The sequence below is a fragment of the Deinococcus alpinitundrae genome (genome assembly GCF_009982895.1).
In the GTDB taxonomy this organism is placed as follows: Bacteria; Deinococcota; Deinococci; order Deinococcales; family Deinococcaceae; genus Deinococcus; species Deinococcus alpinitundrae.
In genome coordinates this window covers 63,260-76,936 of the sequence record NZ_WXZL01000003.1, presented here as the reverse complement: position 1 = coordinate 76,936, position 13,677 = coordinate 63,260, and the positions used below count along the sequence as shown (strand labels likewise).

The 13,677-nt window shown below is 66.8% G+C and carries 10 protein-coding genes; 5 read left to right on the top strand and 5 right to left on the bottom strand.

Going from position 1 to position 13,677, the window contains the following annotated elements; genetic code table 11:
* Positions 1–49: 49 nt before the first annotated feature.
* The 4 genes from GUI70_RS03510 to GUI70_RS03495 form a co-directional block, all read right to left on the bottom strand.
* The gene (locus tag GUI70_RS03510) at positions 50–2,536 is read right to left on the bottom strand and encodes a glycoside hydrolase family 3 C-terminal domain-containing protein (RefSeq protein WP_161880923.1); all 2,487 of its coding nucleotides are present in this window, start codon (positions 2,534–2,536) and stop codon (positions 50–52) included.
* A gap of 84 nt (positions 2,537–2,620) precedes the next feature.
* Positions 2,621–3,679 carry an ABC transporter ATP-binding protein gene (locus GUI70_RS03505; RefSeq protein WP_161880922.1) on the bottom strand — a complete coding sequence of 353 codons (1,059 nt, stop codon included), beginning with the start codon at positions 3,677–3,679 and terminating at the stop codon, positions 2,621–2,623.
* A complete protein-coding gene (locus GUI70_RS03500; protein WP_161880921.1) occupies positions 3,660–5,609 on the bottom strand; it encodes a dipeptide/oligopeptide/nickel ABC transporter permease/ATP-binding protein in 1,950 nt (649 codons plus the stop codon). The genes GUI70_RS03505 and GUI70_RS03500 overlap by 20 nt, the downstream gene beginning before the upstream one ends.
* Before the next feature lie 58 nt (positions 5,610–5,667).
* The gene (locus GUI70_RS03495; protein ID WP_161880920.1) at positions 5,668–6,651 is read right to left on the bottom strand and encodes an ABC transporter permease; all 984 of its coding nucleotides are present in this window, start codon (positions 6,649–6,651) and stop codon (positions 5,668–5,670) included.
* 300 nt (positions 6,652–6,951) lie between these two features.
* Between GUI70_RS03495 and GUI70_RS03490 the strand changes: the two genes are divergently transcribed.
* From GUI70_RS03490 to GUI70_RS03475, 4 genes are read left to right on the top strand one after another with little or no spacing between them, the layout of a single operon-like run.
* Positions 6,952–7,314: a hypothetical protein gene (locus GUI70_RS03490; protein ID WP_161880919.1), complete on the top strand. Its 363-nt coding sequence runs from the start codon at positions 6,952–6,954 to the stop codon at positions 7,312–7,314.
* Positions 7,311–9,422, top strand: a complete 2,112-nt coding sequence (locus tag GUI70_RS03485) for a transglycosylase domain-containing protein (RefSeq protein WP_237724672.1) — start codon at positions 7,311–7,313, stop codon at positions 9,420–9,422. Before GUI70_RS03490 ends, GUI70_RS03485 begins: the two co-directional genes overlap by 4 nt.
* 13 nt (positions 9,423–9,435) lie before the next feature.
* Positions 9,436–10,131, top strand: coding sequence for a VWA domain-containing protein (locus tag GUI70_RS03480; RefSeq protein ID WP_161880918.1), 696 nt, complete (start codon positions 9,436–9,438; stop codon positions 10,129–10,131).
* Positions 10,128–11,549 carry a hypothetical protein gene (locus tag GUI70_RS03475; protein ID WP_237724671.1) on the top strand — a complete coding sequence of 474 codons (1,422 nt, stop codon included), beginning with the start codon at positions 10,128–10,130 and terminating at the stop codon, positions 11,547–11,549. Before GUI70_RS03480 ends, GUI70_RS03475 begins: the two co-directional genes overlap by 4 nt.
* 110 nt (positions 11,550–11,659) lie before the next feature.
* On the opposite strand, the gene GUI70_RS03470 is transcribed toward GUI70_RS03475, so the two are convergent.
* Positions 11,660–11,974 carry a helix-turn-helix transcriptional regulator gene (locus GUI70_RS03470; protein ID WP_161880917.1) on the bottom strand — a complete coding sequence of 105 codons (315 nt, stop codon included), beginning with the start codon at positions 11,972–11,974 and terminating at the stop codon, positions 11,660–11,662.
* Between the two features lie 153 nt (positions 11,975–12,127).
* Here GUI70_RS03470 and GUI70_RS03465 point away from each other — a divergent pair, with 153 nt between their 5' ends.
* Complete coding sequence (locus GUI70_RS03465) at positions 12,128–13,612, top strand: NADP-dependent isocitrate dehydrogenase (protein WP_202630387.1); 1,485 nt, start codon at positions 12,128–12,130, stop codon at positions 13,610–13,612.
* The last annotated feature ends 65 nt before the right edge of the window (positions 13,613–13,677 follow it).

The window sequence follows — 13,677 nt, the reverse complement described above, 5'->3', positions numbered from 1 at the left end:
GTCAAGCCGGAGTCTGGAGTCTGGAATGCAGTCCTGAAGGCGCCCCCTCTCAGACCCCGGCGGCGCTCCACTCGCTCTTCAGCCGGAACGCCAGCTTGATCGGCAGGTCGGCACTGCTGCGGCCCAGGCACGCCTCGAAGTCGCCCGCGTCAGCCACCCAGGCGCGGCGGGCCTCGTCGAAATAAGCCAGCGAGCGCATGTCGAGCGGCAGGGTCACCCTGCGCGCCTCACCCGGCGCCAGCCCCACCTTGGCAAAGCCCTTAAGTTCCTTGTCGGGGCGCTCCAGCTCGCTCTCCAGGTCACGGACGTAAAGCTGCACCACCGCCGACCCGGCGCGCTTCCCCGTGTTGCGAACCGTCAAGCTGATTTCGAGGTGGTCGTCCGGCTCAATCTCGGCGGCGCTGAGCCGGGCGTCCGAGAGTTCAAAGGTCGTGTAGCTGAGGCCAAACCCGAAGGGAAACAGCGGCGTCAGCCCCGCCCGGTCCGCATGGCGGTAGCCGATGAACAGCCCTTCGGTGTACGCCACATGGCCGCTCTCGCCGGGATACTGGAGGTCGGGCGTTTCGGGGTGGGTCGGATCATCGGAGAGGCGGGCGGGGAAGATCTGCGGCAACCGGCCCCCGGGATCGGCCTGCCCGGTCAGCACGTCGGCCAGCGCGTGCCCGGCTTCCTGACCGGGAAACCAGCCTTGCAAGACGGCAGACACGGTGCCGAGCCAGGGCATCAGCACCGGACCGCCAGTCTGGAGCAGCACGACGGTGCGCGGGTTGGCAGCCCGCACCGTACTCACCAGTTCATCTTGCTGACCCGGCAGATCGAGGCCCCAGCGGTCGACGCCCTCGGTTTCCCACTCGCCGCTGGTACCGACGCAAACGACGGCGTAGTCGGCCTGCGCCGCCAGCCGGGCCGCGTCGGCAAGAGCACTCTCCGGCAGCGGCGTCTGAAAACCCAGCCGTACGGCGCTGAAGGGAGCCACACTGCCCCGCACGCTCTTGGGCACAAACTCGATGACCGCCTGGTGCGCTCCGGCCTTCAGGTGCCGGGACGCCCGCAGCTCGTCGCTGCCAAAAGCGAAGTAGGTGCTGCCCGCTTGCCAGTTCGTCCAGTTGTCGATCACTGCTGCGCCGTCCACGGTCAGGCGGCTCAGCCCCGCACTGTAGAGGCTCAGCTCATACTCGCCGTCCTCAGGGATGTTCAGCGTCAGGCTCAGGCGGGCGCGGAAGTCGTCGCCGTCCACACCCTCCGGAAACGACATCCACATCACCTCGCTGCCCCGCCTCGTCTCGCTGGCGATGACCTGATTCTCCGGGCCGAGGTAATCCACCTGAACCGGCAGGTCCAGCGCGGGCAAGAAGCGGTCGTTGCGGCAGCCCAGCGCGTACGTCACCCGGTCTGCGCCCAGCGCGGCACGCAGGCCATCCAGCGGCGACACCTGACGGTGGGCCTGCATCTGGGCGCTGCCGCCGCCCATAACCCTTCCCTGCGCGGCGTTGGGGCCGATCACGGCGACGGTTGCGCCCGCGGGCAGCGGCAACAGACCGCCCTCGTTTTTCAGCAAGACCGCACCCTCGGCTCCGGCGCGGCGAATCAGGGCGCGGGTCTCCGGATGTTCCTCGCCCTTCTCGGCAGCGTTCGACACGTCGCGCGGCTGAGCGAAGGTGCCGGTGCGCTCGATGAGGTGCAGCAGCCGTTTTACCGACTCGCGCACGGCCTGACGGGTGGCCGGATCAGTCCGCGCTTCCTCCAGCAGATCCGTGCGGGCGCGGCTCGGCCCCGGCATTTCCAGATCGAGGCCCGCACGCAGCGACTGACCGGAGCTGTAGGTTCCGCCCCAGTCGGACATGATCAGGCCGTCGAAGCCCCACTCGCCGCGCAGAATGTCGGTCAGGAGGCGCGGAGACTCACTGACGTAGGTACCGTTGACCTTGTTGTAGCTGCTCATGACGGCCCAGGGCCGGGCGTCCTTGACCACCATCTCGAAGGGGCGCAGGTAGAGTTCGCGCAGCGCGCGTTCGGGAATGTCGGAGCTGATGGAGTTGCGCTGGTATTCGGACTCGTTGCCGACGAAGTGCTTGACGGTGGCCGCCACGCCCGCCGATTGCAAACCGCGCACGTAGGCGCTCGCCAGCTGGCCGGTCAGGTAAGGGTCCTCGGCGTAGCTCTCGAAGTTGCGGCCATTCAGGGTTGACCGGAACAGATTGATGGTGGGGGCCAGCAGCACGCCCGCGCCCTTGTCCTGCGCCTCAAGGGCCAGCGCGGCGCCCACCTCGCGCAGCAGTTCCACGTTCCAGCTCGCGCCCAGCGCGATGCCCACCGGAAACGCCGCCGTGGGTGTGCCGCCCACCAGTGCCCCGCCGCCCCGCGCTCCGGCGGGTCCATCACTGACTTTCAGGGCGGGAATGTTGAGCCGCTCAATGGGCACGGTGCGCCAGAAGTCGGCACCAGCCAGCAAGCTGATCTGCTCCTCTAAGGTGAGCTGATCGAGAAGAGTGTCCAGGTCGGGCGTTTGGGAAACAGCAGTGGATGTACCGGTCATGAATGGCCTCGGAGAATGAATCGGGAGCGGTGAAATGAATTCAGCCGCCAGGAAAGACGGCTGGATGCGGAGCATACAGAACCCTCAGACGGTGGGCGCGCGCTCGGGGTGCAGCAGAGGTTGCTGGGCCAGCGCCGGGTCATGCAGGATGCAGCGGGCCTGATGCCCCGGCCCCACGTCGTACATTCTCGGCAATCCCTCGCGGCAGGCGGCGCGGGCCTGAGGGCAACGCGGCTCGAAGGGGCAGCCGGGCGGCAGGTTGGAGAGGTCCGGCACTTCGCCGCGCGCTTCCACCCGTTCGGGCCGCATGGCCTCGTCAGGCTTGGGTGCGGCACTCCTGAGCAGCTGGGTGTAGGGGTGCTGGGGCGCATCGATGACCTGATCCGACGGCCCAATTTCCACGATGTAGCCGGTATACATCACCGAGACCCGGTCGGCCATGTAGCGCGCTCCGGCCAGATCGTGGGTGATGAACAGCATGCTCAGCCCCTCCTGGTCCTTGAGGTCGAGCAGCAGGTTCATGATGTCGAGCCGGATCGACACGTCGAGCGCCGAGGTCGGCTCGTCGGCCAGAATCAGTTCGGGCCGGGCCGCCAGCGCGCGGGCGATCACCACGCGCTGACGCTGACCGCCCGACAGCTCGTGCGGCTTCTTGGCTGCCCAGGTCGCGCCGGGCGCGAGGCCCACGCGCTCCAGCAGCGTGTTGACCTGCGCCGGAATGTCCTTGCCCCTGGCGATGCCGTGAATGACCAGCGGGCGCGACAGGATGTAGCCGATGGTGTTCAACCCGTTGAGACTGCCGTAGGGGTCCTGAAAGATCATCTGGACGTGCTTGCGAAACTTGGTCAGCGCCGCGCCGCGCAGGTTGTTGGGCACCACCTGCCCGCTGAGCTTCATGCTGCCGCTGCTGGGTTCGTGCAGGTGGGCAATGAGGCGGGCGATGGTGCTCTTGCCCGAGCCGGATTCACCCACCAGTGCCAGCACCTCGCCGCGCCCGATGTGCAGTGAGACATTGTTGACGGCCGTGACCTTCTTGCCGCCGCGCCCCACCACGAACACCTTGGTGAGGCCGCCGAGTTCCAGCGCCGGAAGACTGGTTGCCTGGGGAGAGCGGGCTGTGGCGTCAGTCGCTGGCGAGGTCATGTTCCTCCTGATACACGGCGGGCTTGACGGCGGGCGACTGCAAGAAGCAGGCGACCCGGTGGCCCGGCTCAACTTCCACGTTGGCGGGCTTTTTCACGTCGCACGTTCCGGGGAGATGCACCGCGCAGCGCTCGTAAAAGGGACAGCCGACAATCTCCTGGGCCAGTGAGGGCGGGCGGCCCGGAATGCCCTCGCGCCGCTCGCGTGCGCCCGACAGCGGCGGGAAGGCGGTCATCAGGCGCTGGGTGTAGGGGTGCTTGGGCGCGGTGTAGATCTGCTGCGCCGGCGCTTCTTCCACCACCTCGCCCGCGTACATGATGGCGATGCGGTCACTCATCTCGACCAACAAGCTCAGGTCGTGGGTGATGAAGATGATGCTGATGCCCAGCCGCCGGCGCACCTGGTCGATTTCCTGCAGAATCTGGCGCTGCACGACCACGTCGAGCGCGGTGGTCGGCTCGTCCATGACCACCAGCTTGGGCTCCAGGGCCAGCGCGATGGCGATGACGACGCGCTGCTTCATGCCGCCGGAGAGCTGGTGCGGGAAGGCGTCCAAGTAATCCGGGCGAATGCCAACGAGTTCGAACAGCTCGCGGGCGCGGGCCTCCAGCTTGGTCTTGTCGTGAACGCCGTGCGCCTGCATGGCGTCGTAGACCTGCTCGCGCACCTTGATGACCGGGTTGAGAATGTTCATGGACGCCTGAAACACCAGGCTGTAGTCCTTCCAGCGGGTACGGCGCAGCTCCTCAGGCGTCAGTGAGAGCAGGTCCTGGCCCGCGAGCCGTGCCTCGCCGCCGAACACCGCGCCGGGTGCGTCGAGCAGGCGGGTGGCGGCGAAAGCCAGGGTGCTCTTGCCGCAGCCCGACTCGCCCGCCAGCCCCAGAAACTCACCAGGGGCCACGTCCAGCGACACGTCGCGCACCGCCCGCACCGGGCCGCTAGGCGTCACGTACCCGGCGTCGAGGTGCTGGATGGACATCAACGGCAACCCGGCGGCGTCCACCACCTTCGGCACCGACTTGCGCCGCAGCACCCTGGTCGCCTTGCCCGCATGGTTGGAGCGCGGGTTGCTGATCTCATCGACGCCGAAATTCAGGAAGGCGAAGGCCATGCCCAGAACGGCGATGCCCAGACCCGGCGCGCCCACCCACCACCACGCCCCTTGCAGCAGGGCGTTCTTGGCCTGCGCCCAGTAGAGCATGGTGCCCCAGGTGACTTTCGAAACGTCACCGATGCCGATAAACGACAGCGCCGCCTCGGACAGCACAGCGTAGAGAGCGGTGCCGAAGAAGTTGGCGGCGATGATACCTGCTAAGTTCGGCAGCATTTCCTTGAAGATGATGCGTGCCGGGCTTTCCCCGGTGGAGACGGCGGCGTGAATAAAATCGCGGTTACGCAGGGTTAGCGCCTGCGACCTCAGCACCCGCGCACCCCAGGCCCAGCCGGTCAATGAGATCACCAGGATGATGGCCCACACGCCGCCGCCGCGCAGAAAAGCGCTGACGATGATCAGCAGCGGCAGCCCCGGCAGCACCAGAAAGATATTGGTGACGGTGTTGATGACCTCTCCGGTGCGGCCCCCGTAGTACGCGGCGGTCAGGCCCAGCGCCGTGCCGATAGCGGTGGAGATCAGGCCGGAGGCGATGCCGATGAGCAGGGTCAGGCGCGCGCCGTAGAGCATCTGGGTGAAGATGTCCTGGCCCAGCGCGGTGGTGCCGAGCAGGTGCCCCACACCCGGCTTGATCCACGGCGTGAAGGCGCCGCTGCTGGGGTCGTAACTGGAAATTAGCGGCGCGAGCAGCGCCAGCACGGCGATCAGCAGGATGATGACGGCCCCGGTGGTGGCGCGCGGCGAGCGCCAGATCACGCCGAGCGGACCGGCCCGCAGCCAGGCCAGTGGGGTCAGACGGGCAATCGGGATGGCGGTCATGGTGCGGTCCTCCTGTCTTGATTGGTGGCGTGCCGATTGGTTTTGTGCTGCTTGCTGTTCACTTGCCGTCCCTCACGCGCGGGTCGAGCACGGCATACAGCATGTCCACGATGAAATTGGCGATCAGTACGGCGGCGGCGATGATCAGGAAGATGGCCTGCATCAGCGGATAGTCCACGGCGGCCACCGCGCTGTAGAGGTAAAAGCCCAACCCCGGATAAGAAAACACCGTCTCGACCAGAATCGATCCGCCCACCACGAAGCCCAGCGCCATGCCGAACGAGGTCAGGCTGGGCAGCAGGGCATTCTTGAGCACGTAGCGGTTGACGATGCGGCCCTCGCTCAACCCCTTGGCGCGGGCGAAGGCCAGGTAGTCCTCGCCCATCACGCCCATCACGTTGTTGCGCATGGTGATCAGCCAGCCGCCCGCCGCCGTCACGATGATGGTCAGCGCGGGCAGGGCGGCGTGCCTCAGCATCGAACTCCACCATTTGGCGGTCCACGCCTCGCCGATAAACGGATCGAGATTGCCGCTGAGCGGAAACACGCTGGACTTGAGCGCGAACAGGTAGAGCAGCAGCAGCGCGAACCAGAAGTAGGGCATCGAGTTGAGAAACAGCGCCACCGGCGGCATCCAGTCGGCCAGTGGGCTGCCGCGCTTCCAGGCGCTGTAGAGGCCCAACCCGCTCCCGAGCAGAAACGAGATGATGGTGGTCACGCCGATCAGACCGATCGTCCAGGGTGCTGCCAGCGCGATCACGTCGATGACCGGGGTGGGAAACTGGCTGATCGAGAGGCCGAAATCGCCGCGCAGCAACTTGCCCAGATAAATGAAGTACTGGTGACTCATACTGCCTTGATCGTTGAGACCGTAGGCCACCCGCAGGGCGTCGGCGGCAGCCGGGGTGAGCTGGCCCTGGTACTTGGCCATCATCGCGCCCACCGGGTCGCCCGGCACCAGGCGCGGCAAAATGAAGTTGAGGGTCGCCGCAATCCACAGGGTAAAGAGCAGCAAACCGAACTTGCGCAGCAGGTAGTTCATGAAGCCTCCGGCGAAGAGAAGGTCAGCGGAACCCGGCCAGAAACCGGAACGGAAGCAGGAGAAGAGCGGGAGCTGTGGCCTGACTTTGGGGGTGAACGCTCAGCAGCATAACCCGTGCGCCGCCGGAAGCGCTGACCTCGGCGTCATCGCCGCCTGGCCGCGCATTCGGAACAGTGTTCGACTGTACGCTGATCAACAAGACCCCGCTGCGGTGAAGCTGAGCGCGTGACCCGGCCTTTATGGGAACTTCATCAGAAAGGCGGACGCGAAACTCAGAAACGCTTCTCTAGACTGTCGGGTATGCGGTTTGTCCGGAAGCCGAAACCCTACACCAGCGGGCTGCTGGGCGGCCTGAACTGGCCTCCCTTCCAGCGCCGCGCCCAGAACGGACCCCGGCGGCACCCGCCGCTGCTGAATCCGTCCCCATTCAAGTCCCCGTCCAGCCGCTCGCTGGGTCAGACCGCACCCAGGTTGCACCCGCCCGCCCCACCCGGCCGGGCCGCGCGTCCAGCGGCCAGTCGGGTCCAGCTTGCCCTCAGCTTGCTGGCGGTGCTGGGCGTACTGGTGGTGGGGGTTATCGGCGGGTCTGCCGCCTTCAATCAGCTCAACCGTGAAAGCCAGTTCACGGCGGCGGCCAGCCACCTTGCGGATTTGCCGCGTTGAGCGCTCCCGGTCAGGCCTCGCTGCCGTTCGCCGCGCCGAGCCGCCCGAACCGGCTGTGGCTGGCCGTGCGCCTCGTCTTCGCGACAGTGGGCCTGCTGACCCTCCTGACGCTGCTGACCGGGCTGGCCGGGGCCGTCTTCACCGGCGCGTTGCCGCGCACCTGGAACTTGCGCGAGCAGATCGAACCGATCCGGGTGCTCGACAACAAGGGACTGGACCTGGGCGTCATTGACCACTGCGACGACGTGCAGGCCGCGCGCCAGCCCAGCAACCCGGTGCGCTGCCGCGAGAGCCTGACGCTGCCGCTTTCGCAGGTGTCGCAGGGCTTCTTGTTGGCCTACGTCGCCAAGGAGGACGTGCGCTACTTTAGCCACCCCGGCATCGACCTGGGGCGCATTCCGAAATCAATGCTCAGCCGCGCCGGGGGGAGCACCATCACCATGCAGCTGCTCAAGAACAACGTGCTGGCCGGGTATTTCGACTACGACACCAGCCGCACAGGCCTGAGCCGCGACGTGGCGGGCCTGCTGCGCAAGGCCACCGAGTACGTGCTCGCGCCGCTGTTGAGTCTGCACTACAGCAAAGCCGAGGTGCTCGACATGAGTGTCAACAGCCTGCCCTGGCTGGGCATCGGGCAGCGCCGGGGCATTCACGACGCGGCCCGCATCATCTTCGGGGTCCGGGCCAGCGATCTCAGCCTGGCCCAGAGCGCTTTTCTGGTCGGCCTGCTGCCGCGTCCCGGCACCTACCTGGTGAGCGAGCAGACCCCCCTGACCGACGCCACCGAGAAATTCCGATATATGCGCCAGCAGCAACTGTTGACGCTGGGCATCTTGCACCAGCATCAGCTGATCACCGACGACCAGTACCAGCAGGCCGTCTCGGAGCCGGTGCAACCGAGTTTGTGGCGCGTCGAGTACGCTGGAAGCGGCGCGGGGCTGATGGTGGCGCGGGCCAGCCGCAACCCCGATTACCGCAGCGACCCCGACCCGGCCTGGACCCTTCAGGCCCTGGTCAAGCGCGAGTTGCAGCAAAGCGGCATCTCGCCTGCCCGCGCCGCCACTGTCACCCTGACCATCGACGCCCAGGCCCAGCGCGACCTCAACGACCGCGTGACTCGGAACCGCGCCAACGTGGGTGAGGGCGCGGCGGTGGTGAATGTCGCCGACGGCGGCATCCTGGCGCTGGCCAGCAGCACCGGAGGCAACCTCAGCGGCGACGCCGGAGCGCAGTGGGCCGCCTCGGCCCGGCGCAGCGTCGCCAGCACCGTCAAGCCGCTGCTCTACTCGGCGGCCTTCGGGCGCGGGGCGGGCAGCCTGACCCAGCTCAGCCGGTTTCGTGATCAGTCGACCAGCTATTACGGGCAGGCCATCGGTAACAGCACCAACACCTTCCTCAACCAGTCCGTGACCATCCGCGAGGCCGATACCCGCTCGCTCAACACCGTGGCGGTGCAGGTGGGCCTGCAAACCCAGCAGCCGCTCGAACAGGTGCTGCGGGCCGCAGGCTACACCGCCGACTCCGGCAACCGCTCCAGCCCGGCGCTGGGGACCTGGCAGGCGTCGCCGCTGCAAGTCGCGGGCGCGTATGCCAGCTTCGCCAACGGCGGGATGCTGTGCCGTCCGCACCTGCTGGCAGCGGTCTACGACAGTTCTGGGCGACGCCTGGCACTGCCGGACACCACCTGTACGCCGCTGTGGGACCCTCGGGTGGCCTACCAGACCTTCGACATGCTGACCGGCGGGGTGTCGGGCGACGCCTCGCACCTCAAGTTCCTGCGTCCCTCGTTTTTTTCCGGCCTCGTCGGCAGCGCGGTGCAGCTCGGCGCGAAGTCCGGCACCAGCGACGACGTGAACGACACCTGGTGCGCCGGGGTCACGCCGGAGTACGCCATGGGCGTCTGGCTGGGCGATCCCGGCGGCGTCTCGGCAGTGCCCACCGACCTCTACCGCCAGCAGGCCGCCTGCCGTGAGATCGGATTCCTGCGCCAGTTGCCGCACACCCTGACCACCCTGCCGATGCCTGCCGGACTCACGCGCACTGACGGCGCTGCCGTGCCCGCACCGGGCGTCATTCTGCAAAATCCCGTCCCCACTGCCCCCAATTAAGGAGACCACCCCGATGTCCAGCCCCCTTCTGCTTCCCCTGCTCGCTTCCGTGCTGACGCCCACTCCGCTCACAGCAGCTTCGGTGCTCGGTCTCAGCTCGCCGCCGCTGCACGTCATCATCGCGGTGGACATGACTGGCAGCAGCAAGAATCCGGCCTTCCAGTACGCACCGCAGGCCCGGCTGATCGCCCAGAACGTGCTGCTCAATCAGGTTCGCAGCGGCGACACGGTGACATTGCTGCAAGTGTGCAGCGGCGTCAAGACGGTGGCCGACTTCAAGTACCAGGGCGCTGGCGGCGCGCGGATGGGCAAAAGTGACATCCTGCGCTACTCCAACGCCCTCACCACGCCGTGCAAGGGCAAGGGCAGCGCCATCACGGCGGGTTTCAGCGCCGCGCTCACAGCGGGGCAACGCACCAAGGATGCCCGGGAAGTGGTGGTGTACTTCACCGACGGTGCGCTCCTCGACGACCCTCAGCGCGCGGCCCTGCCGGGCATCTTCAGTAAATTGCTGGGCCGCAGCACCGCCACCGTGTTCGTCGCGGGCCTCAGCCCCGAGGCCGACGCAGCGGGCAGCAGCATCCGTGACACCTTCACCACCCAGCTCGGCAAATCGGCGAATGATCAGCGGGTCATTCTGGCCGGGGCCTACGACCTCGCCAACGTCTACCCGACCTTCGCCGCCGCCGTGAAGGCGGACCGCAAATGACCACACCTGAAACGCCCGACACCGAACTCTCACCGCCCTACGGTCCGCTGAATATGGTGTTCGAGCCGGAAACAACTTCGGCGCCCGATCAGTCACACCTGGCCGCGCTCCCCACGCCTCAGCCGCTGAGCGCCGAGCAGTTTCTCCCGGTGCTGCCGCCGCACGAGCTGGCCGCCTACCTCGGCGACATCCAGCGCGACATCCAGTTCATTGAGGGCGAGGCGCAGCGCTCGGAGCTGCTCAGGCGGGCCCGCGTGCTTGATCTGGGCGTGCGCCAGTACGAGATCGACTACGCCGTGACGCACGCGGCCTTGACCCGCGCCCTGGCCGAGACCGGGGTGGGTGTGCGGCAGTCGTGGTCGCGCCAGGAGGAGCACCTGAAATTCATGAACGACGCCAGCAGCGCCAGCGAGCGGGCCTACACCCAGGCCAGCGAGGCCGCCGAGCGGGCCAGCGAGCGGCGATTTGAGCTGCTCACCAGTCAGGGCCTGAGTCCACAAGTCCGCAACGCCGACGATCTGTACATGCAGGCGGCGCTGGGTTCGCTGGCCGCCGAGAGTGTGCCCTACCGCCCCGAACCCGAGAAGTCGTTCAGCGCCCGGGCCTTCTCGTTTTTCGCGGTGTTCAGCAAGTTCTTCGTGGGCCTGATCAGTGGCATCAGCATCAATCTGCTGTTCAACCCCGACAGCCTGCTGTACATGACTATCATCGCCCTGAGCGCCGGGGTGATGTTCAGCGTGCTGCTGCTGTGGTTGATCGAGGAACTGACCTACCGCACCAAACTCAGCCGGACGCGGGCCGGGGCGGCGGGGCGCATTGCCGCCATCGGGCTGGTGGGGACCCTGTACCTGTGCGTGGAGGGGTATCTCAACTGGGACGGCATTCTGCGCGTCACACAGCAGCTCGCCGCCAACGCCGCCCAGAGCAGCACCCTGCAAGACCTCTCGGTGGCGGGCAGTGACGTGCCGATCACCCCGCAGCACTGGTCGCTGCTGGCCTTCACGGTGGCGCTGGTCAGCATGGCCATCGGGGCCGCGCTGATTCAGGGCCGCAACCGCGCCCACCAGCAGCTCGAAGCCGAGCGCCTGCTGGGCCGGGTCGCGCAGCTCAAGGCCAGTGGCCAGCTCGCCGAGGTCGCCCGCGCCACCGAGTTGCCCGCCCTCCTTGAAGACGTGCGCGACCGCATTCAGCCGCCGCGCGACATCAGCAGTCCGCGCCACGCCAAGCTCAACGAGCGGGTGCTGGGCTGGTGGGAGCAGGAGCGCGACAGCCAGATCACCGAGCTGAGCAGCGCCGCCGTGACGGGTGCCCGCGCCCTGCAAAAGCAGCTCGAAACGCTGGCGCAGGACGTGCAACAGGCCCGCTTTCCGCAGGCGCGGCGCGGGCTGGCCGGATTGTTCATGCAGACAGGGCGCTGAGCCGCCGGTCGGGCCACGAAGCCGCTTCAACTGGACATCAACCGCCCAGAAAAATAGAAAGCTGGGAACCTAGGAACCTCCCCTTCTATTTTTCGATTAAGCAACTGGAATCAGCCTTTCGGCTCCTCTGTCGTGAGCATCAGGTCCAGCAGCGCCTGGACATTGCGGTGGGCGTCGAGCGGGTGGCGCAACGGGCGGTTGGCCTCGATCTTGTAGGTGTTGCGGCGGCCCACGCGCTGGCGAATCAGGATTCCGGCGTCTTCCAGGTCACGCACGATGCGCTGCACGGCGCGCTCGGTGATGCCCACCTCCAGGGCGACCTGACGCAGCGTGGCGTCGGGGTGGCGGCTGAGGCACAGCAGCACGCGGCTGTGGTTCGACAAGAAGGTCCACGAGGGTTCATGCGGTGATGGAGGCGGGGTCATGGTGTGTTGAGCCGAGTGTAGCCGAGGAAGCGGGAGGAACAGGGCCGGATCTCCGCACCGGGAGCGAACGGGACATACTTGCGTTCCTGATATACGAACTTTAATATGCGAAACGTAGTTCGTATATTACTGCTTCAACCCCAGGAGACTGCCATGCTCACCACCGAACAACCTGTCCAGATGACCGACACCCCGCCCGCCTCCATTCCCGTTTCCGTTGTGTATGGCGACGGCATCGGCCCGGAGATCATGGCAGCCACGCTGAGCATTCTGGAAGCGGCGGGCGCGCCCGTTGCGCCGCATGAAGTCCGCATGGGCGAGGCGCTGTACAGGGAGGGCTTCACCTCCGGCTTCGCGCCCGACGCCTGGGACAGCTTGCGCCGGACCGGGGTGCTGCTTAAAGCGCCGATCACGACCCCGCAGGGCGGCGGCTACAAGAGCTTGAACGTGACGCTGCGCAAGACGCTGGGCCTGTACGCCAACGTGCGCCCCTGCCGCGCCTACGCGCCGTATGTACCGACCCACCACCCCGAGATGAATCTGGTCATCATCCGCGAGAACGAGGAAGATCTGTACGCGGGCATCGAGCACCGCCAGACCCGCGAGGTGATGCAGTGCCTCAAACTGATCACCCGCCCCGGCTGCGAGAAGATCGTGCGCTACGCCTTCGAGTACGCCCGTGCGAATCACCGCAGCAAAGTCACGGCGCTGAGTAAAGACAACATCATGAAGATGTGTGACGGGCTCTTTCATACGGTCTTCGACGAGATCAGCGACGAGTACCCCGAGATTAAAGCCGAGCACCAGATCATCGACATCGGCACGGCGCGGGTGGCGGCCAGGCCCGAGCAGTACGACGTGATCGTGACCCTCAACCTCTACGGCGACATCCTCTCGGACGTGGCCGCCGAGGTGGCCGGTTCGGTGGGGCTGGCGGGCAGCGCCAACATCGGCGAGAGCTTCGCCATGTTCGAGGCCATTCACGGCTCGGCCCCCGACCTGGCCGGGCAGGACGCGGCCAACCCCGGCGGTCTGATCTCGGCGGCGGCGCTGATGCTGGAGCACCTGGGCCAGCACGCGGTGGCCGCCAGGATTCAGAACGCCCTACTGTGTGCGCTCGAAGACGGCCTGCACACCCGCGACATCACCGGTCCGCACACGAAGGAAGTGCTGGGTACCCACGCTTTTGCCGACGCAGTCATAGAGCGCCTGGGCCGCACGCCGCAGCATCTACCTGCTGTCAAGGCAGACGTGAAAGCGAGGGCCATGCCCGTCCGCAAGCCCTCCACGCCAGCCCACATCGACAAGCAGCTCGTCGGTACCGATGTCTTCTTCGAGTGGACCGATTCGGCGCGCGACCCCGAGGTGCTGGCCGCCACCTTGCAGGAAGCGCAACTGCGCGACATCCCGCTGAAGATGATCACCAACCGGGGCGTCAAGGTCTGGCCCGGCGGCCTGCCCGAAACGTTCAAGTCCGATCACTGGCGCTGCCGCTTTCAGTCCGACACCCCAGTGACGCACGGCGATCTGCTGGCCCTACTGATCCGCGTTCACGACAAGGGGCTGGACTTCATCAAGACTGAGCACCTCTACACCTTCGACGGCGTGCCAGGCTACTCGCTGGGGCAGGGCCAGTAAGTCAAATCAGTGCCGGACAGCCTGAGCGCCAAAACCCAGAAGTATCCGTCCGTAAGAAGCCGGAG

Coding starts and splice junctions, on each gene's coding strand:
- GUI70_RS03510 (WP_161880923.1), bottom strand. CDS start 2,536: ATGACCGGTACATCCACTGCTGTTTCCCAAACGCCCGACCTGGACACT.
- GUI70_RS03505 (WP_161880922.1), bottom strand. CDS start 3,679: ATGACCTCGCCAGCGACTGACGCCACAGCCCGCTCTCCCCAGGCAACC.
- GUI70_RS03500 (WP_161880921.1), bottom strand. CDS start 5,609: ATGACCGCCATCCCGATTGCCCGTCTGACCCCACTGGCCTGGCTGCGG.
- GUI70_RS03495 (WP_161880920.1), bottom strand. CDS start 6,651: ATGAACTACCTGCTGCGCAAGTTCGGTTTGCTGCTCTTTACCCTGTGG.
- GUI70_RS03490 (WP_161880919.1), top strand. CDS start 6,952: ATGCGGTTTGTCCGGAAGCCGAAACCCTACACCAGCGGGCTGCTGGGC.
- GUI70_RS03480 (WP_161880918.1), top strand. CDS start 9,436: ATGTCCAGCCCCCTTCTGCTTCCCCTGCTCGCTTCCGTGCTGACGCCC.
- GUI70_RS03475 (WP_237724671.1), top strand. CDS start 10,128: ATGACCACACCTGAAACGCCCGACACCGAACTCTCACCGCCCTACGGT.
- GUI70_RS03470 (WP_161880917.1), bottom strand. CDS start 11,974: ATGACCCCGCCTCCATCACCGCATGAACCCTCGTGGACCTTCTTGTCG.
- GUI70_RS03465 (WP_202630387.1), top strand. CDS start 12,128: ATGCTCACCACCGAACAACCTGTCCAGATGACCGACACCCCGCCCGCC.